Genomic DNA, 19,479 nt, shown 5'->3' on the forward strand with positions numbered 1-19,479 from the left:
ATACATATATAATGTCAATATGTGTATTATAAAAGAAATGATCTACTTATTATTCAATTAATTAAAGATCGTATGCCTTTTTGCATCGCATATCAAAAAGAGGCAGTCGATTTCTCGATTGCCCCTCATTGCATCTATTGAATTGTTTTTAGTTCTCTGCTACTTGCTCGATCAAGAAGCCACTCGGTCCAACAGATAACTGTTGGTCTCGCTCTACTCCTGCGCCAAGCAGTTCGACGCCTGTTTGAGCAACACGCAAAGACTCGTCACTTCCATTAAAGGTACAGCGTAAGGTGACCCCTTGATACGTCCGCTGGAAAATCATCACTCGTTCCTCCAGCACGACCCAATCATCTTCGCTAAAGGTCAAAAGACTCGCATACCGCTTTCGCAAAGCGATCAGTTTTTTAAAAAACTCTTTCAAGGCTTCATCTTGTTTTTCCCATGGCATGCAGCGTCGGCAATCTGGGTCAGGACCACCTGCCAAGCCAACTTCTGTTCCATAATAAAGACAAGGTGTGCCTTTTTGCAGAAACATGAAAGCAAAAGCGCTTTTCAACAACTGCTGATCGTTGTTGCATAAGGTCATCATCCGTGGAGTATCATGAGAATCCAGCAGATTGAAGCTGACTTCATTGGCCTGATCGCAATACAGCATCTGCTGCCGATTCATGCGGTCGATCATTTCTTTCGCATCCATCGACTGATCCAAATAAAAATCCTTCAGACTCTCCGTGAACGCATAGTTCATCACGGCATGAAACTCGTCTCCTTGCAGCCAGCGCTGGGAAGAGTGCCAAATCTCACCCAAAATATACAGTTCCGATTTTTCTTCTAAAACTGTTTCATGGAATTTTTTCCAAAAATGATGATCCACCTCGTTGGCAACGTCTAGCCGCCAGCCATCGATGTCAAACTCGCGGATCCAATAGGCGGCCACATCCAGCAAATACTCCTGCACCTCTCGATTGGCTGTATTCAGCTTCGGCATAGTCGGAACAAAGCTGAAGGTCTCATAAGTGATCGCATCGCCAAACTCCGAGTCCGGGATGGGCTGATAGGTCGCTGGGAAAGAATGAATATGAAACCAATCTGCATATTTTGAATCTTGACCATTTTTCAAAACATCCCGCCATTGTCTCGAATCTTTGCCTAAATGATTAAAGACAGCATCCAGCATTACTTTAATGCCTCTTTCATGCGCCTTTTGTACCAGCTCCTTGAAGACCCTTTTGTCTCCAAAGTGCGGATCCACCTCATAATAGTCCACCGTGTCATATTTATGATTTGAAGGAGCCGAAAAGATCGGACAAAGATAGAGACCGTTAATTCCCAGCTCTTCCAAGTAATCCAACCGGTCAATGATCCCTTGCAGATCTCCGCCGAAAAAGTCCTCTCGGTCTGGCAGCTTGCTTTCCCACGGCAGACAGTCTTCCGGATCATTGGTAGAATCGCCATTGGAAAAACGTTCTGGAAAAATTTGATACCATACCGTTTTATGTACCCAGTCCGGCACTTTGAAACGATCAATTTCATGGAAGTAAGGCATCCGAAAATAGATGTTGTCCTGCGTCACATCCATTTGCTGATCCTCTAAAAGGCCCTGATCACAATAGAAAGCTTCTCTTCCCTCCTGATCGGTCAAATAAAAGCCATAAGCGAGTCGACGATAGTCCGCCGATACCTCGATCTGCCAATAATCATGATCAAGGGTCGCTGTGATTTTTTTCATTGGTTGCCGATTTAAATACCATTTTTCCTTCGTCAACAAGTATGGATCACCGCTGATCAATTCGACCTTCTTGATGTCATTCCTTGCTGTTCTCAAGCGTATCCGCATCGTTTCCGGCGTGTACAAAAAAGCGTACTCACTTTCCGGCCGATGATAAACCGCTGCTTGATTCACATAACCACCTCTTTTCCATTCTATTCTACCAAAAAAGGCTTTCAAAAATCCACCATTCACAATTCGTACGTTTTCACAAGAAGATTCTGCTTTTTTGTGCTATTATAATAGTAGAGGATGCTCAATCTTCTACTCGCTGATTTAGCGAGGATCACTCCTGGGCGTAGTCTGTAGGGGAAGCAGCTACGTCCACCTTTTTGATGATAACCTATTTTATGATAAGAAACGAGGGATCCTGCCATTGAAAAACTAAGTGAATGTTGGAAAGCTGTCTTTTATCCTGAACACTTCTAAGAAACAGAAGGGCTCAGTAGGCAGATTTTCAGGATTGACTTGGTGTTCATGGCGAGGTCTCTTTTTGTGTCTTGCCAATCGAATCCAGACCTTTCCTGAAAATAGGAAAGGTCTTTTTATAGAGGAGGATTTTTATGTCAACAATAAAAATCGAACAGTTGAGCTTTGGCTTTGATAAACAAGGCACCTATTTATTTGAAAATGCTGATTTGTCTATAGATACACATTGGAAACTAGGATTGATCGGACGTAACGGACGAGGCAAAACGACCCTATTGCAGCTGTTGTTGGGCACTTACCCTCATCGGGGAACGATTGACTCCCCACTTGAGCTGGTCTATTTCCCATCCAAGGTCAGAAAGACTGATCGGCTGACCTATGAGGTTTTGTCCGATGTCGAGATTTTTGAGCTGTGGCAGCTGGAGCGGGAAATGAACTTGATTCGGTTAAATCCAGAGCTTTTGTGGCAGCCGTTTTCTACCCTATCTGGCGGAGAACAAACGAAAGCGTTGCTGGCCTTATTGTTTACACAAGAAAATCGTTACCCGCTCTTGGACGAACCCACAAATCATTTGGACGTAAAAGCGCGCAAGCATGTCGCCAGTTATTTGCAAAAAAAGACCGGCTTTATCGTCGTCAGTCACGACCGGCAATTTGTCGATGATGTTGTCGATCATATCTTGGCGATTGAGAGGAGCCAGCTGGTTCTCTATCAAGGGAATTTTACGATTTACGAAGAACAAAAAAAATTGCGCGATGCCACTGAACAAGCTCAAAATGCTAAGCTGAAAAAAGAGGTCAGCCGCTTGAAGCAGACCGCAGCTGAAAAGGCTGAATGGTCGCGATCCAGAGAAAAAGATAAATATGGCCGACCTTCAGAAAAAGGCAGCGGAGCCATCAACGATACTGGCTTTATCGGCGCACGAGCTGCGCGGGTCATGAAACGCTCCAAACAGATCGAAGGGCGCATGCAGGATCAAGTACGAGCCAAAGAACAATTGTTAAAGGACATTGAAGAAGTCGATCAGCTGACCATGAACTATCGACCGACCCACCACCAGCAGCTGTTAAAGCTTGAAGACGTGCAGCTTAGTTATCAGACACCCTTGTTCTCGCCTTTGTCTTTGGAAGTCAATAAAGGCGAGATCATCGCCATCCGCGGCGCCAACGGTTCGGGAAAATCCAGTTTGTTTGCTTTCCTGCTGGAGCAATTTGAAGGGATATCACAAGGAACTCGATTGCAGCCGAAAATCTTGACCGTCAGCTACGTCCGCCAAAATTATGAAGACAACCGCGGGGATTTGCGAGGCTTCGCTGAAAAGAATCACTTAGACTATTCTGCCTTTTTGAATAACCTGCGCAAGCTCGGGATGGAACGGAATGTGTTTGAGAACCGGATCGAGGAAATGAGCATGGGCCAACGCAAAAAAGTGGAGCTTGCGAAATCGCTCTCTCAAGAAGCTGAGCTGTATCTGTGGGACGAACCATTGAATTATTTGGACGTCTTCAATCAAGAACAGTTGGAAGAACTGCTGCTGCGAATCAAGCCTGCCATGCTGATCATCGAGCATGATCGGCGGTTTCTCGATCGGGTGGCTGACCAGCAGATCGAACTAGCCGACTAACTCTTTTACAGCTGTCCTCCTTTCCTGGAAAAGGGCTTTGGACGGCTGTTTTCTGAGGAGCTACAAGGATTTTGCGGAAGCCAACGACGATCGCTACAAGGGCTTAGGCACAAACATTCAAGCGACTGTGGTGTCTTATGTAGAGAAGAATATTCCGATTCTTGTCGCAGCGAGACCCGGGATATTCACTACGATCGGTCATACTCTCGTTTTGATCCATGTCAGTGATTATGGCTTTTGGCTGCTGGATCCCAGTAACGTAGAAGAGTCATTTACTGACCGCCTATTCCGAGGAGCAATTATCTCGTGAAATCGAGTACTTTTTGTGTTATTTGTTCTCACGTTTAAACGAAGCGAACACCCTATCACAGTTGAACTGATAGGGTGTTTTATAAAAAGATTTTTTGGAGCTAATGCTCTAAATTGAACTGATAAACTGCTCCTATCATGTTTGCTTTATCTAAATATTGGCACGGCTTTACGCACGGAGACAGTCCATCCGCCCCTTTATCTTTGGTCAATTGTTTGAGTCGAGCGGTAATCTCTGTAATCACATGGGTATTTTGCGAAATAGCGCCGCCAATCAAAAGAACTTCTGGATCAAATGTTACCGACAAGTTGAATGCACCAATCGCAATGGCTTGAAGCAGGCGATCAACAGACTCTTTCGCTAATTCGTCGCCTTTTTCAGCAAGCGCAAAGACATCTAAACCGCTATATGATCGGCCATCCTTTTTCTCTTCGGAAAAGTGGCTGCTCATTGTTACTGGAGATCCAGCTTCACTTAGCGTTTGATTGGTTTTACTATCAATGATCATAAATCCAAATTCTCCGCCAAATAAGTGCGCTCCTGATTTCAGTTCATTGTCTATGACAATCGCTCCTCCGATGCCAGAACCAATGATCAGAAAGGCCGAGCTCGTTGCCTCCTTCGCGTTTCCGCACCAAACTTCTGCTAACGCGGCGCAATTCGCATCATTTTGAATAGAAACCGGAAGTCCAACCCATTTTGACAATTCCTCACGTATCGGAAATCGATGGATGTAGTCAATGGCACTTGCACCATAAATAGTACCGCTCTTCGTGTCCACCGCGCCTGGACAGGAAATCGCAACCCCTTCGATTTCTTCATCTATTTGTTTACTTAACTGTAAAATAAGCTCTTTCATTTCTATCCAAGATTTTGGAGTTGCTGCTGAAGCTGTTTTCTCCAATGTGTCTTTCTTCCAAATACCATACTTGACGGATGTTCCTCCGATATCTATCACCAGCAGTTTTCTCATGTCATTCATCCCCGTCATTTATCCTTTTTTTTCAAAAAATCTTTGAACCAATAAAAACTTTTCTTAGGAATACGTCTCATGTCCCTAAGATCATGATTTCCTCTATTTACATAGATCATGCCATATCTTTTTTCCATGTCACCTTTTGAACTTGGCAGATCAATCAACCCCCATCCAAGATATCCTAATACCTCACACCCATCGATAGTCATCGCATCTTCCATCGCTTGGATGTGTTGCTTATGGTAAAAAATACGGTAATCGTCTTGGATTTGATTAACGCCATCCCACTCTTCGTTTGTCCCTATCCCATTTTCTACCGGGAAAATCGGCACACGGTACTTTTGATACATACTGTTGATAATGTCTCTAAAACCTAAAGGGTCGATTCCAAGATGCCATTTATTTTTTAAGACGTATGGATTTTCGACCTCGCCAAAGGTTAAATAATAATTCGGCGCAGTCCCTGCTGGAATCCCTTTATGACTGATAGACCCCGTACAGTAATAACTAAAAGCCAGATAATCGCTGGTTACTTTTTCAATTTCCGTAAGCTCTGCTTCCGATACCTCTAAGTTCAAATGGCGCTCTTCAAAAGTACGGACTTGCTTAGAATATCCTCGACCGCAAAAAGCGTCCAATAGATTCTGATTCACGAACTCATCCCATTCCCTTGCGACTAAGACATCTTTAGGATCATTTGTTTCAGGATAGATCTTCGAATAGGCCAACATTCCGCCGATTTTACCATTCGTCGTCTCATGAATATAATTCGCGATCTTAGCATGTGCCACCATGATATTGTGAGCAATTTGATGAATATTTTCTACGGTATCTTCTGTCTCTAATGTCCCACCGTAAATTAACGCCAGTGGGGTGGAATATAAATTCTGCTCATTGAACGTGACCCAATACTTAACCTTGTCTTTGTATCGATCCACCACTTTCTTGCCATATTCCACAAAGGCATCAACCACGTGTTTACTCATAAACCCTTCATATTTTTGCGCTAAATGAAGGGGCATGTCGAAATGATAGAGACATAGCATAGGCTCGATGTTTCGTGCCAGCATCGCATCAATATAACGGTCATAAAAGAGAAACCCTTCTTCATTAAATGCACCATTTCCCAAGGGATTGATTCGCGCCCACGAAGTCTGAAAGCGATAGAAATTCATGCCCATTTCTTGCAGCAAATCGAGATCCTCTTCATATCGATGATAACGATCGATCCCATCTTTCCAATCGGAAGTCGTCTCAGTAGCCTCGCGAATGTCGTAGACAGATGCTCCCTTTCCACCTTCATTCCATGCACCTTCTGTTTGCATGCTCGATGACGAATCTCCCCAAAAAAACGTTTTATCTACCATTGTCTCATTCCAATCTTATTTCTTCTGTTTACAAACTATAGACGGTCACTTTGCGAACTAGGAGACCCTATTCTCAACACTCGCTCGAGCAACGCGTTCACTGATTTTTAAAAATGGCAAGTAGAAAAATACCAACGCAACAATGATGATCGCCTGGACAATAATAGCGCGCCAGTCTCCCGCTGTTGCTAAAAAGCCGCTCAAAAATGGTGGTGTTGTCCAGGGAATCGTTACAATGCAGGGATCAACAAGACCTCCTGCTGTAGCAACATACCCAATAACAGTCCCGACGATCGGAGATAATACAAATGGAATGATCATTGGTAAGTTGAACACAATTGGCAAGCCAAAGATCACTGGCTCATTGATGTTAAAAATATTAGGTCCCAAAGCTAGTTTTGATAAATCTCTGTAAGCTCTATACCGGCTGAAAAGAAGAATCGCTATGACCAAAGCAATCGTTGATCCCGTTCCTCCCATTAAAGCACCGTATACTTGGTGAAAAGCGGAGTTGATGATGTGGGGCGCGTGCTGGCCCGCCGCTGCCGCATCCATATTTTCGTTCATGTTTACCATCAATAATGGATCTAGAATCGGCCCTGTAATCACCGACTGATGAATTCCAAACGAGAAGAGCAAGTTTCCAAGGCAAACCAAGAATAGATAGCCAATTAATGATGTCCCCACTCCTCGCAAAGGTTCTTGAATAAATCGTTCGATCATCGTCATGAAATCATTTCCAGTTAATTGGATCAAAAAGGAAGCGAAGGCAAATAATGACACGACAAGAATCAATGGGATCATTGTATTAAATGATTTTCCTACTGCTGGCGGAACACTATCCCCTAAATTGATTTTCAATCGTGTGGAACGCGTGAGGCGAATATACAACTCCGTTGCTAATAATCCAGTAATGATTGCAGCAAAGACACCCTTTGACCCGATATTTCCATAACTGATCACACCATTGATTTTGACAGCCGTCTCTGTGTCAATCGGTGTGACTTCGATCATCATCGGAAGCAATGTCAAAAAGGCCGGAACAACAGCAATCACTACGCCAATTGGATTGTCATACTCTCTGTTTTTGGCTAAGAAATAGCCGATTGCAATAACTAAGATGATGCCAGTAATATTTAATGTCGCGTTTGTGATGATATTTCCCCAACCTTGCCAAGTTGACATCGTATTGGCACTAATGATGTTTCTAAACCATCCTGAGGGATCGAGTACGACCGAATTAATTAAAATCGCAATACCTGCTAAAATAAATAATGGCATGATCGTCGCAAATGAATCTCGCAAAGTTCTTAAATAAATCTGATTTCCGATCTTTTGAGCCGTTAAAACAAATTTCCCCATCAAAGCTTCTCTTTTTTGCTTCTTATCCTCACTCATTCATTGTACCTCCAAATTTTTTACAGCTGCGCGCTAACTTTTCATATATGATAGCACTTGAAATAAATTTTGTAAACACTTAAATAAAATTTGTATATACTAATAATTAGAAGAAAAAAAGAATGTACGAAACGGTCTTGTACATTCTTTCTACTTATCGGTTTTAGTTTATATCTGCCACGATTTTTCCCGACGTGTACGGGTATCTTGTCTTAGATAGATCAAATGGCGTTCCATCATCAAAGAAGACCACCTGATTCGTCTCCAGAATCGGGTCGCCCACCTCGATACCGAATTCCTCACTGTCTAATTCATTGGCTTTCGAAGCGAGAATCACACGCTGTGCTGCACTGATCACATAGCCTAGTTCTTCTCTTATATAATTGTAAATAGAGCCCATTAAAATTGTTTCATCTAAATCTTTAATGTACTTCAGTGGCATAATGGAGGTTTCAATACTCCTGGCTTCTTCATTCACATATCTGACACGCTTGATATCATAAACAGGATCAATGTGTTTTATCTTCAATTCCTCAGATTCAGAGACCGTCGGAAAACGAACATCAAACCGAATAATTTTACTGGTTACTTCTGCACCTTCTTGCAAAGATGTCCCAAAAACGCTATTGATTTGTGTCACGTTCGTATCATTCTTTTTGATATTGCTTCTGACATATGTTCCTGACCCTCGTCTAGTGTATACCAACCCTTCATCGATCAATAATTGAATGGCTTTTCTAATGGTTACTCGACTCGTGCTATACATTTTTGCTAATGTTTCTTGATCGGGCAATAGCTCACTTTCTTTAAAGTCGCCTTCCACGATTTTTTTCTTTAAAGCAATCGCGATTTCTTTATATTTGGGCATTACTGTCTTCCTCCAAAATTAGTATATACTTATATACTAATAGATTGAACATGATTTGTAAATGCACTATACAAATAGCAGCATAAAACCTTTCCATTCTTTCATTTATTTATACATTTGAAGTATTCTTTCCTCAATTTCTACCCTATTCGTTTTTGACACCTCGGCGAACCAATAGCCTGATTTTTTGATCGTTTTCACTTGTGTATGAATATTGTTTGAGATAAATCCGTACCGATTCCGATAAGCATTCCCCCAAGACCAACAATCGATTGGTGTCCATAAATGATAGCCGAAACAATTCGCCCCTTCTGCAATGGCTTTGTGCAGCCAATACAAGTGTTCTTGAATAAATTGGATGCGATAATCGTCCTCGATTCTTCCTTGAGGATTCATATACCGTTCTTCTCTCGATACGCCCATGCCGTTTTCTGAAACGAACCATTCAATATTGCCATAATTATTCTTCACATCCATGGCTATATCGTAAATGGCTTTCGGGTATATTTCCCACCCTTTATCTACGTTCATTCTTCGACCCGGCATCTCATACTCATCATAATACTTGTCTGGCATCCAGTCGACCGTTAAACTGTTGGGAGAAATTTCCGGGGCTTTTACCCGGTGAGGATGGTAATAATTCAATCCTAAATAGTCAACGGTATTTTCATTAATGAGTGTTAATTCGTCAGAGGAACAATCAAACATCACACCATCTTTCTTAAATACTTCGATGAGTTTTTCTGGGAAGTGGCCGTTTGTAGAAGCCTTCATAAAAAATTGGTTTAACCATCTATCTGCGTAGTTGGAAGCGGCTAGATCTTCCACTGAATTTGATGCGGGATAGGGTGGTGTCAAATTTAAAATAATCCCTATTTTTCCTTTTGGGTTACGGTTGTTTTGTCTAAATTTTTTCACTGTTTTAGCAGACGCAAGCTGTAAGTTATAAGCGACCTGAACAGCTTTGGGTCCGTCAATGACATTCGGATAATGGAATTGGTGAAGGTATTCTCCTTCCACGATGACCATCGGTTCATTAAAGGTAAACCAGTCGGTCACACGATCTGAGAACAATTCAAAACACTTTTCCGCAAATTTTACAAATAACTCCCCAACATATTTTGATTCCCAGCCGCCATATTTGTGATACAGGTCAATCGGAAGATCAAAATGATGCAAATTGATAACTGGCCGAATACCGTTTTTTAAAAATTCGTCAATAACTTGATTATAAAAAGTGACTGCGCCATTATTCACCGTACCTTTCTCGAAATCGTCCATTAGACGCGTCCATTGAATGGAGGTTCTTACAGAATTTAGACCAATTTTTTTCATTAATTGAATATCTTCTTTGTAGCTGTTATAAAAATTGGAAGCTGTAGTCGGACCTACGTGATCGTGAAATTTCTCTGGCTCTACTTCATACCAATAGTCAAAGACATTTGCATGTCTTTTCTTAAAACGCCCTTCACTCTGTGGTCCAGATGTCGCTGCTCCCCACCAAAAGTTTTTTGGAAATCTTACATTCATTTTATTCACCTTTTTCTGTTTTATTCATTTACTGTTTAGGGTAGTTGATCTTACATCAGCACACTCAATGATTGCCACAAAATATTGTATATACTTATTTTTACAAGTATACACTATTTTCAATACATTCAACAGCTTTATATCGTCTTATTCAACTAGTAAGGTGCCTTTATCGTCCATTTGATAGCAAAAAACCCAATCATCATGAATAGATGATTGGGTTTTTTGAATGATTCTTTTGATTTCTCGTAAACGAAAACTATGTTTCCTGCACATAATCGATAAACTTTCTCGAAACTATACAAAAGCCTCCTTGAAAAACGTCAACGTCTGAGCAGCATCGTTAGAAAGATCGTCTGTAAAGGCTTCAATGCTGACTCTTCCTTGATAGTTGATTGCCTTTAATGTTTGGATAAAAGGTGCGTAATGGGTATCTTCCGCCATTGATACAGGAAATCTGCGTCCTTGGATTTTTGCAAAATGGACGTGCGCCAAGTGTTCTGGTCCGTACGCCTTCAGATGCGTTAGGGGTTCTTTTTCCAGCATCAGATGGTAGTAATCTACCAATACTTTGACTGATTCGTGGCGGACGTGATCAGCAATCAGACAGCCTTCTTCAAAGGTATTGATGATGTTGCATTCCCCTTTATTCAACGGCTCGATCACGAGTGTTAGCGCGTGCTTTTGGGCCAAGGGGGCGATTTTTTTGCAAAAATCGACGACCTGCTGACGACCTTTTTCTGGCGGAAATTCTGCTGGGACTGTTTTCGCATCTGGACTGCCGAAGACAACGAATGTGGCTCCTAAACGGTTTGCACGTTGAAAGGCTTTCTCGACATAGTGTAAAACAGCTGCTTCATCGACTGTATCTCCAGTGATTCGCTGGCTTGCTGGCAAGAAGCCATTACAGCCTTCACAGTGAATCCCTGTTTTGGCGATTTCTTGTTGCAGCGCATCGAATGCTTCTTCTGACAGCTCCATGACCGTTGATAAAGGGAGTTCAAGGTAGTCATACCCGCATTCGGCAATGGTTCTGATATTTTCTAGGCTGATCGCTTCTTTTCCAAGAGCAATAAAATTAAAACAGGCACCAAATCGCATCGCTGGCCTCCTATTTTGTCATCGTTGCGGCTGCGCGCAGGGCTAATTGGTAGGTTTCAAATCCAAATCCTGCCATGACACCACGGGCTTTTTCTGATAAGACAGAATGGTGGCGAAAATCCTCCCGTGCGTGAACATTGGACATGTGCATCTCAATAAAGGGAACTTCCAGAATTTCCAACGCATCTCGAATGGCGTAACTATAATGGGTCCATGCTCCTGCATTGATGATCACCGCGTCCACCTGGTCTTTGTAGCCTTGATGAATACGGTCGACCATTTTGCCTTCATCATTGGTTTGATAGCTTTCAATTTCCACGTTTAATTCTTTTGCGAGTGCCGCCATGTTGGCATTGATCTCGTCTAACGTCACCGTTCCATAGTGCGTTGGGTTGCGGTGACCAAACATATTATGATTGACTCCGTGAAGCATTAGTATTTTTTTCATGACTGGGTTCTCCTTTACTATTGCCAAGGCACAATGTCTAAAACGTCTTTTACGGTGCCCGGATTTGCTTGTAAAATTTCAATACAAAGACCGTCTGGCAATTGCCACCAGTTCTCACCCTGAGGCAGCGGTTTGACATCGTAGGTTTTGATTTTTTCCAATGCCGCTTTTTGATTGTCGGCCATGATTCCTAAATGGCCAAGTTTTCCTGTTGGCTGCGGGTCCGTGTTTTCAATTAATTGAATGCCTCCATACAACCAAACTTGCCGCGGCTGACCGGGTTCTTCTTTTCTCATGCGTTCGGTGCAGTTTAAGGTCGTTTGGAAAAAATCGATGTACCACTCAATGTCAGTAACGAAAAGAGCAACATGTTCAACATAGGCTTTAGTCATTTTTCATCACCTCGTTTTTCAGTTCGATGCCCTTCACACACGCAGTTAATGCGCTATTTACGGGGGTAGGAATTCCCATTTTCGCACCCCAGCGAACGACCGCACCGTTGATAAAATCAACTTCCGTTTTTTGCTTTTTCTCTAGGCTTTGCAGGATCGATGTCTTGAATTCATAGGGCAAGCCAACAGCCGCTTTTGTCCATACTTGAAGAGGAATTTCGGTTGTTAAAGAAATGTTGTTGGCTTTGGCGATCGCAATGCCTTCTTCGATCGCCGCAAAGGCTGTTTCTTCGATTTCTTTGATCTTGTACAGGTCTCCGTAGCCAAGTCCAGTAATCCCTGCCAGTGCACCTGTAGCGACATTGATCAGCAGTTTATCCCAGATCATTCCCTTGATGTTCTTGCTGACCTTTGTAATGATACCGCCATCATTCAATTCTCTTGCAATGGCTGTGATTCGTTTGGTACTGCTGCCATCCATCTCGCCGATACATATTTCTTTGCCCTTCACACCAGGAATGACTTTCCCCGGAGCCTGAATTACCCCGCCAACGTAGGCTTTTCCGCCAATGATCTTTTCGGATCCGATTTGTTCTTCGATGATCTCTTCGTTACCTAGCCCATTTTGCAAGGATAGTACGACGGTTTCTTCTCCAATCAACGGGAGTGCCTGTCGAATGGCTGCCTCTGTTGCGAAGGACTTGACCAATACGATGATCAGATCCATTTTATCTAATTCGGCTGGACTCGTGACGGCTTTGATAGGCACACGGATTTCTTTGTCCACTTCTATAAAGATCAGTCCGTTTTGATTGATGGCATCGACATGCTCCTGCCACTGATCCACCAAGTAAACTTCCTTACCATGCAACGCCAACGTCCCTCCGATGGAGCTTCCTAGAGCCCCCGCGCCTAAGAAACAGATTTTCATTCGGTCATCTCCTCTTCAGGAATAAATTTTAAAATGTGCTGTGCATACACACAGATGTCCCCTTTCTGATTAAAAATCTCCACATCCGAGTAGGTTTTCATCGCGTCTACATCTACTTTTTTTACGGTATATTTCGCCGTCACTGTATCTCCGAAGAAGACGGGTTTGATAAAGCGTAATTTATCATACCCGTAGGATACACTCGGGATCTCTGCTTTTGCTTGCTGCTGGATCAATGTCGATGCCGTACACCCGAAGGAGAAGGTCAAGACCCCATGGACGATCCGTTCTTTGTATGGCGTCGTCTTCATGAATTCTGCGTTCATATGCATTTGACTAAAGTCTCCTGTAATCCCTGCGTACAAATACACATCCGATTCACTGATTGTTTTGGTGTAAGAACACGTATCGTTAACTTTTAAAGGCAATTCTTTCATTTTATTTTCCTCCTAATTGGTTATCTAACCATTCTTCTTTGATGCCCATGATCGCTTCACTGAATAAACGCGCGTCCATCACCTGAAGCTTGTCTGAAATAATCGGGCGAAAACCCATTTGCTGTACAATGTCTTCTTCAATAGCCATATCGGGTGCGATCTCGATCAGTTCCAGCCCTTGCGCTGTCAATTTGAAAACGGCGCGTTCCGTTACGTAATAGACCTCTTGGCCGCGTGCGATGGCCTCTTTGCCATTAAAGGTAATCTCCGGGACCTTCTCAATAAATTTCTTAAAGCGCCCTTCTTTCTGGATCGTGATCTTCTGATCATGAATTGCCGTCTTCAAGCCGCCCGCCGTTAGCGTGCCGCAGAAAACGACTTTTTGGGTATTTTGACAAATGTCGATGAAGCCGCCAGTTCCGACGATCTTTCCGTTGAAGCGATGAACATTGACATTGCCTGCTGCATCCACTTCCGCAAAGCTTAAGAAGCAGACATCTAAGCCTCCGCCGTCATAAAAATCAAATTGAGCAGGCATATCCATCAACGCCCGACTATTCAACGTAGCCCCAAAGAAAATCCCTTGAGCCGACTCACCGCCGACAGCTCCTGTTTCAACCGTGAGTGTGAAGGCGTCCTGTATCCCTTCCTCTCTGGCGATGATCCCGATCCCATCTGCGATCCCGACACCAACGTTGCCGACATTTCCAGAAGAGATCTCAAACAGCGCTCTGCGACCAACGACTTTTCGTTGATCTAAGGGAATTAACTCCGTAGAGTCCAAGTAAGAGGTATAATCTCCTGAAAGGAATCGATTATTTCCACCAACATACAGTTGTGATTGGTCCTCATCCACCACGATTGCATCAACATAAAACCCGGGAATTTTTACCTGTCTCGGATGCAGCGTACCAGCCTTCACAACTTTTTGCACTTGCACGATGACTTTTCCTCCATTGTTATGTGCCGCTTGAGCGAAGACCAACGCATCGCCATAAATGATTTCATCCTCCATCGAGATATAGCCGTCTGTATCCGCAGTGGTCCCGCGAATAACCGCCACATCGATCGGTGTCGTTTTATAAAAAAGATACTCCTTCCCATCGATTGTGCTTTTTTTCACTAATTCTTCCACAGTTTTTTCATTTAATCTACCACCACTCTGGTCAGGATCAATAAACGACCCTAAGCCAACATGTGTGAAGATTCCTGGCTGCTTCGAGGCAGCGGCCCGTGTCAAATGACTAATGACGCCTTGCGGAAAGTTGTAGGCTTCGATTTCATTTCGCTCCGCCATTTCTGCCAACCTTGGAGATTGCGCCCAATGACCACCGATCACTCGCTTCACCATTCCGCGTTGTGCCAACGGGGACATGCCGCGGTCATTTCTATCCCCCAGACCTGTCGCATGAATCAATGTCAGATCCGCTGGGTGCTGCTCCTCTTTAAATCGCTCTGCTAATGAAAGTATGACCTTTGTTGGTTCCGTGATGCCTCCGCCAGCGCCGCAAAACCCAACGGTGTCGTTGTCTTTGATCAGCATGACTGCCTCTTCTGCAGACATTAGTTTAGACTGTTTCTTATCCAAAACGTCGCCTCCTTTTTCTTTATCATAGCTCGATCACTTTATAGAAGATAATACCGTTTTTTTTATTTTTAATAACTTTTAGTTATTGAAATAAGCTATACTGAAAACAAAAAAGGAGCGACCACGATGAATGTACAGCAGTTGCGCTATTTTCTCCACTTATCCAATACTCAAAACATGCAGCAATCCGCGGACGAACTATTTATCAGCCAGCCCGCGCTAAGCAAATCTATCAGTAATTTAGAGGAGCGCTTAGAAACGAAACTTTTTGACCGTGTCGGTCGGAATATACAATTAAACAAATTTGGTGTCCTCTATAGAAAACGCGTTCATCGCGCCATCAATGAATTAGATATTGGAAAAGAAGAGCTTTATTCACTTACAAATGCGGAAAATGGCCGTATCGATCTTGGCTTCGTGTATTCATTAGGACCTATCTTTATTCCTAATCTGCTGGCAGAATACTCACAGATCAGCCATTTAAAAGTTCGGGGAAATCAAAATAATACGATGAATTTGCTGCTTCAGTTGCAGGAAGGAAAATACGACGTCGTCTTTTTTACAGGCAACAACAAACACCCTGACCTTGAGCAGTTTTCTGATCTGGCCGTTTCAACATTTCATACTCAACCTGTGGTATTTATTGTCAGCCAGCTCTCACCGCTTTCCAGCGAAAAGTATTATTCAATCGAGGAGCTGTTAGCCTATGACTTTATAACCTTTCACGAGCCAAGCACGCTGCGGCCGCTCATTAATCACTTCTTTGCAGGAAAAAATTTGTCTCCAAAAATTACCTACGAAGTGCTGGACGATTTGACCTTACTCAGCTTAACCAGTAAAAATTTAGGCATTGGGATCTTCCCTAAATCCAGTATCATGAAAAATTTTGGTGTTCGCGAGATCTATATCAAAGAGACCTTTTTGAGCCAAACCATCTATCTAGCTCAAAACCCGCTGCGCTACAAATCACCCGCAGTAAAAAAATTCATCGACTATGTAAAGAAAGAAGAAACGAATTTGCTGAAGCATGTTTAGTGAGATTTATGGAAACCAAATAAACTGTCTTTATGAGTGCACTCAAAAATTACGTGAGTAGACGTAAAAAGTCTGGCTACCTTATTAGAAAGGTAACCAGACTTTTTATGAAAGACTTAAATCTTCATGCCACTTTTAACACTAAGCATCCTCAAAAGTTTCTTTCGCTAAGGTAAAGGCCGACCATGCTTTCGGCCAACCTGCGTAAAAGGCTAAATGTGTGATCAATTCAACGATTTCTTCCTTGGTCACACCATTGGCTTTGGCGATCTTCAAATGGGCCTCCAATTGCGGCGCCCCCATCGCTAAAAGTGCCGAACAAGTGATCAAGCTGCGGTTATGTGCGGACATTTCACCTTCACGGCCCCAGACCTCCCCAAACAAAACATCATCATTTAACACTGCAAATTGTGGCGCAAATTCTCCTAAATTGTCTCGACCTGCTGTTTGTTTTACCATGATTATTTTTCCTCCAATCGATCATATACATCACCCGATACTGGCTCCAGCCATTCAGGCGTGCCAGCAGTAATGGCAATGTGTTCAAACCAGCTGTCCTTTGCGGCACCATGCCAATGCTTAACCCCATCATGAGTGACGATCACATCACCAGCTTTCAATGACTGAGCCGCTTGTCCTTCTTCTTGATACCAGCCTGCACCGCCAGTCACCAGCAATAATTGAAATCCGTCATGATGGATGTGCCAATTGTTGCGGCAGCCTGGCTCAAAGGTGACGTTGCTGACACCTACTGAGATCTCAGGGTCTGATACTAAGGTATTCAGGTAGCTATGTCCGATAAAAAAATCCGCAAAAGCTTCATTTTTTTCTCCTGCTGAAAAGATGATGCCGTGTTTTACTTCTTCAAATTTTGCCACATGCTACTCCTCCATTGTGTGTTGTAAAAGCCAATTGTCGATCGCTGTTGCGGCCTTCGTTACCCGTGACCCTCTCACGGGCAATCCTTTCATGATTCTCGCGCCTTGACAGGTCTGTCTCAACTCTTCCAAACTACTGCCAAACGCACTGCCCTCATGGGTACAAAACGGATAAATGGTTATATTCTGCCAATCCTGTTCCGTTAAAAAGCTGGCGACGACCCGTGGAAAACTGCCCCACCAATTTGGAAAACCCAAAAAGATCGTTTGATAATCAGAAAGTTTTAGATCCTCGAGCGTATAAGGAACCAAAGCCGCTTGTTCCTTCTCCTGTTTTGCCACATCGACTGCCGCTTGGTACTGTTCGGGATACGCCTGCTGCGGCATCAGTTCGAACAACGACGCATTCAATTTAGCGGCGATTTGTTCTGCTATCACTTCAGTATTTCCCTTTTCAAGCTCCGTCAGTCGACCGTTTAAAAAGTTTTCGCCGCTCCGTGAAAAATAAATGACTGCCTGTTTCATCACTCGTCCTCCTTCTCTGCAACAAAAAAAGCTGCAGGATTGCTGATAAGCCCATCCTACAACTCGATTCCTTTTATGTCTAATACCTATTCTGTCATAGTTCTATGCCTGAAAGGCATGTTTAAATCGTCGAATCAATTCTTCTACAACCGGCGTATGCACCCGATTTTTCCAAACCAGCACACAGTGAGTACTGATTGCTGGTGACAAAGGCAGGAAGATCAAGTCCTCCAAGCGCCTCCCTCTGAGCGCTCCTTCAATCGCAAAAGCTGCCCCAACTTTGCTTTCTACCAGAGAGAAGACATTGAAAATCAAGTTGTAATGACCGATGATATTCAATCCCTCCAAAGATGTTCCTGCCCAATCCGCCAAGAGCTGCTGTACTTCAGACCGACTGGAGCTTAGGATCGGAAAGCCAGTCAAATCAGCCGGCGTAATCTGCTCTTTTTGTGACAGAAACCATTCTCGTGACAGCAGAAACCCCCAACGTTCCTTTCTCGGCAGTTTCAAACACGTCACATCGGTCAAAGCAAAAGGCTCGATCAACATCGCCAGATCCAATAATCCCTTTTCCAGCTGATCAAGAAGTTGCCGCTGATCTGCTGATGCTTCTTCGCTAGAAAGGCCTCTTCCAGCTGCAGCATTTCTTCTGCCCGTTCCTTTAAGAAAAGCCCCGCCTGAGTCAACTGCAGCCGATTGTTCTTCCGCTCAAACAGTGCCGTGCCTAAGCTTTCCTCCAGCTCTTTGATCTGACGGCTCAAGGTCGGCTGCGTGATGTTCAAGACGTTTGCCGCTCTCGTAATAGTGCCTTCTTGGGCAACAGTCCAAAAATAGCGCAACAATCGTATCTCCATCAACGAACCTCTTTTCTGTCTTGTTGCTGCTCCAGCTTTTTCTCAAATTCCTTTAAGTGTTCTGGGTTGCCTTCGATTTTATAATTCAAATATTCTAAAGTCTGCTGCATCTCCTTGATCCGCTCCGTCAGCAACTCCCGCTGCTCCACTAGAAGTGTGGTCCGCGCCTCTTGTGATTCTTCTCTCCCTTGACGAAACAGCGTTCCATACTCGATCAATGCTTCCACGGAAACTCCAGCTTTGCGCATCACTTTGGCAAAAAAGACCCAATTTTGATCATACTCTGTAAATGTCCGATAGCCTTTTTCATCCCGAGTGACCGGCGGGATAATTCCGACGCGTTCATAATAGCGCAGCGTGTCGGAAGGAATCCCGTATTTTTTACTAACTGCCGCAATGTTCATAGCCTTTCCTCTTTTCTTTTACACCAATGCTTGAAAATCGTGAAGCACGATTTCCTGCAAAGAAAACGCTTGGTTTTCGTAATGAAAGATCAATATTCCGCAATTTTGCAGGCGGCCTTCGTGGGTTATCTCACTAGTATGTTCCCAATGACGCATAAACTGACGGCAAGACGCCCCATGGGAAACCGCCAAAACAGTTTGCGCAGTAGTCTCCTCCATCACACGCTGCAAAGTTGAAGCTACTCGATGGCGCAGCTCCAGCTCCTTTTCCCCGCCAAAATCCGCAAAATAATCTCCATAAGGCAAAGGCGGATTGTTTTCTTCACTTTCTCCCTCCAACGTTCCAAAGTTCCATTCCTTCAGGCCCTTCAATCGCTGGTAAGGCAGCTCAGTGATCAGCTCCAATGTATCTGAAGTCCGCTCGGAAGTGGAGCAATAGGCCGCTTCGATCAAGATCTCCTGTTCCCGGAAATACTCTCCAGCAATCTTCGCCTGTCGAATCCCGCGTTCCGTCAGCGGCGAATCGCACCAGCCTTGAATCTTATGCAGCTGATTGAACAGGGTTTCCCCGTGCCGCATCAAATAAAGTGTCTTTTTCATTTTCTTCACCTC

Annotated in this window: 22 protein-coding genes; 3 read left to right on the top strand and 19 right to left on the bottom strand. The window is 43.6% G+C overall.

The genetic code is table 11. The annotated features are described in order from the left end of the window. Positions 1-148: 148 nt before the first annotated feature. Positions 149-1,906, bottom strand: coding sequence for a glycoside hydrolase family 13 protein (locus NRIC_RS17280; RefSeq protein ID WP_146623965.1), 1,758 nt, complete (start codon positions 1,904-1,906; stop codon positions 149-151). A gap of 428 nt (positions 1,907-2,334) precedes the next feature. Between NRIC_RS17280 and abc-f the strand changes: the two genes are divergently transcribed. Together abc-f and NRIC_RS17290 are read left to right on the top strand one after the other, a co-directional pair. Continuing rightward, on the top strand, positions 2,335-3,825 hold the full coding sequence (gene abc-f, locus NRIC_RS17285; RefSeq protein ID WP_146623966.1) for a ribosomal protection-like ABC-F family protein: 1,491 nt from the start codon (positions 2,335-2,337) through the stop codon (positions 3,823-3,825). A 37-nt stretch (positions 3,826-3,862) separates the two neighbouring features. Further along, complete coding sequence (locus NRIC_RS17290; RefSeq protein WP_146623967.1) at positions 3,863-4,135, top strand: hypothetical protein; 273 nt, start codon at positions 3,863-3,865, stop codon at positions 4,133-4,135. 100 nt (positions 4,136-4,235) lie between these two features. Here NRIC_RS17290 and NRIC_RS17295 read toward each other — a convergent pair whose 3' ends face one another. From NRIC_RS17295 to NRIC_RS17345, 11 genes are all read right to left on the bottom strand, one after another. Continuing rightward, positions 4,236-5,108 carry an ROK family protein gene (locus NRIC_RS17295; protein ID WP_146623968.1) on the bottom strand — a complete coding sequence of 291 codons (873 nt, stop codon included), beginning with the start codon at positions 5,106-5,108 and terminating at the stop codon, positions 4,236-4,238. 14 nt (positions 5,109-5,122) lie between these two features. After that, on the bottom strand, positions 5,123-6,478 hold the full coding sequence (locus tag NRIC_RS17300) for a glycoside hydrolase family 1 protein (RefSeq protein WP_146623969.1): 1,356 nt from the start codon (positions 6,476-6,478) through the stop codon (positions 5,123-5,125). 57 nt (positions 6,479-6,535) lie between these two features. Then, on the bottom strand, positions 6,536-7,876 hold the full coding sequence (locus NRIC_RS17305) for a PTS sugar transporter subunit IIC (RefSeq protein ID WP_146623970.1): 1,341 nt from the start codon (positions 7,874-7,876) through the stop codon (positions 6,536-6,538). A 163-nt stretch (positions 7,877-8,039) separates the two neighbouring features. Beyond that, positions 8,040-8,744, bottom strand: coding sequence for a GntR family transcriptional regulator (locus tag NRIC_RS17310; RefSeq protein WP_146623971.1), 705 nt, complete (start codon positions 8,742-8,744; stop codon positions 8,040-8,042). Between the two features lie 105 nt (positions 8,745-8,849). Further along, complete coding sequence (locus tag NRIC_RS17315) at positions 8,850-10,274, bottom strand: glycoside hydrolase family 1 protein (RefSeq protein ID WP_146623972.1); 1,425 nt, start codon at positions 10,272-10,274, stop codon at positions 8,850-8,852. A 297-nt stretch (positions 10,275-10,571) separates the two neighbouring features. Beyond that, complete coding sequence (locus tag NRIC_RS17320) at positions 10,572-11,375, bottom strand: sugar phosphate isomerase/epimerase family protein (RefSeq protein ID WP_146623973.1); 804 nt, start codon at positions 11,373-11,375, stop codon at positions 10,572-10,574. Positions 11,376-11,385: 10 nt separating this feature from the next. After that, on the bottom strand, positions 11,386-11,823 hold the full coding sequence (gene aroQ / locus NRIC_RS17325; RefSeq protein WP_146623974.1) for a type II 3-dehydroquinate dehydratase: 438 nt from the start codon (positions 11,821-11,823) through the stop codon (positions 11,386-11,388). Positions 11,824-11,840: 17 nt separating this feature from the next. Continuing rightward, positions 11,841-12,215 carry a VOC family protein gene (locus NRIC_RS17330; protein WP_146623975.1) on the bottom strand — a complete coding sequence of 125 codons (375 nt, stop codon included), beginning with the start codon at positions 12,213-12,215 and terminating at the stop codon, positions 11,841-11,843. Next, the gene (locus tag NRIC_RS17335) at positions 12,208-13,146 is read right to left on the bottom strand and encodes a ketopantoate reductase family protein (protein ID WP_146623976.1); all 939 of its coding nucleotides are present in this window, start codon (positions 13,144-13,146) and stop codon (positions 12,208-12,210) included. Before NRIC_RS17335 ends, NRIC_RS17330 begins: the two co-directional genes overlap by 8 nt. After that, entirely contained in the window at positions 13,143-13,583 is a 441-nt protein-coding gene (locus tag NRIC_RS17340; RefSeq protein WP_146623977.1) for a MaoC/PaaZ C-terminal domain-containing protein, read from the bottom strand. Before NRIC_RS17340 ends, NRIC_RS17335 begins: the two co-directional genes overlap by 4 nt. A gap of 1 nt (position 13,584) precedes the next feature. After that, positions 13,585-15,171 carry an acyl CoA:acetate/3-ketoacid CoA transferase gene (locus tag NRIC_RS17345; RefSeq protein WP_227873847.1) on the bottom strand — a complete coding sequence of 529 codons (1,587 nt, stop codon included), beginning with the start codon at positions 15,169-15,171 and terminating at the stop codon, positions 13,585-13,587. A gap of 126 nt (positions 15,172-15,297) precedes the next feature. On the opposite strand from NRIC_RS17345, the gene NRIC_RS17350 reads away from it, so the two are divergent. Beyond that, positions 15,298-16,206 carry a LysR family transcriptional regulator gene (locus tag NRIC_RS17350; protein ID WP_146623978.1) on the top strand — a complete coding sequence of 303 codons (909 nt, stop codon included), beginning with the start codon at positions 15,298-15,300 and terminating at the stop codon, positions 16,204-16,206. Between the two features lie 141 nt (positions 16,207-16,347). On the opposite strand, the gene NRIC_RS17355 is transcribed toward NRIC_RS17350, so the two are convergent. From NRIC_RS17355 to NRIC_RS17380, 7 genes are all read right to left on the bottom strand, one after another. Further along, positions 16,348-16,665 (bottom strand): carboxymuconolactone decarboxylase family protein, encoded by a 318-nt coding sequence (locus NRIC_RS17355; RefSeq protein ID WP_146623979.1) that lies wholly within the window; start codon positions 16,663-16,665, stop codon positions 16,348-16,350. Between the two features lie 2 nt (positions 16,666-16,667). After that, complete coding sequence (locus NRIC_RS17360) at positions 16,668-17,084, bottom strand: cupin domain-containing protein (protein WP_146623980.1); 417 nt, start codon at positions 17,082-17,084, stop codon at positions 16,668-16,670. A 3-nt stretch (positions 17,085-17,087) separates the two neighbouring features. Further along, entirely contained in the window at positions 17,088-17,609 is a 522-nt protein-coding gene (locus NRIC_RS17365) for a flavodoxin family protein (protein WP_146623981.1), read from the bottom strand. Positions 17,610-17,711: 102 nt separating this feature from the next. Next, positions 17,712-18,170 (bottom strand): LysR family transcriptional regulator substrate-binding protein, encoded by a 459-nt coding sequence (locus tag NRIC_RS19935; protein WP_444979473.1) that lies wholly within the window; start codon positions 18,168-18,170, stop codon positions 17,712-17,714. Then, positions 18,152-18,463 (bottom strand): LysR family transcriptional regulator, encoded by a 312-nt coding sequence (locus tag NRIC_RS19940; protein WP_444979474.1) that lies wholly within the window; start codon positions 18,461-18,463, stop codon positions 18,152-18,154. The genes NRIC_RS19935 and NRIC_RS19940 overlap by 19 nt, the downstream gene beginning before the upstream one ends. Continuing rightward, positions 18,463-18,867 carry a MerR family transcriptional regulator gene (locus NRIC_RS17375; protein WP_146623982.1) on the bottom strand — a complete coding sequence of 135 codons (405 nt, stop codon included), beginning with the start codon at positions 18,865-18,867 and terminating at the stop codon, positions 18,463-18,465. The genes NRIC_RS19940 and NRIC_RS17375 overlap by 1 nt, the downstream gene beginning before the upstream one ends. Before the next feature lie 18 nt (positions 18,868-18,885). Continuing rightward, positions 18,886-19,467 (bottom strand): histidine phosphatase family protein, encoded by a 582-nt coding sequence (locus NRIC_RS17380; protein ID WP_175580144.1) that lies wholly within the window; start codon positions 19,465-19,467, stop codon positions 18,886-18,888. Positions 19,468-19,479: the final 12 nt, after the last annotated feature.

Origin of the sequence: Enterococcus florum (assembly GCF_004309355.1) — a bacterium.
GTDB lineage: Bacteria > Bacillota > Bacilli > Lactobacillales > Enterococcaceae > Enterococcus_A > Enterococcus_A florum.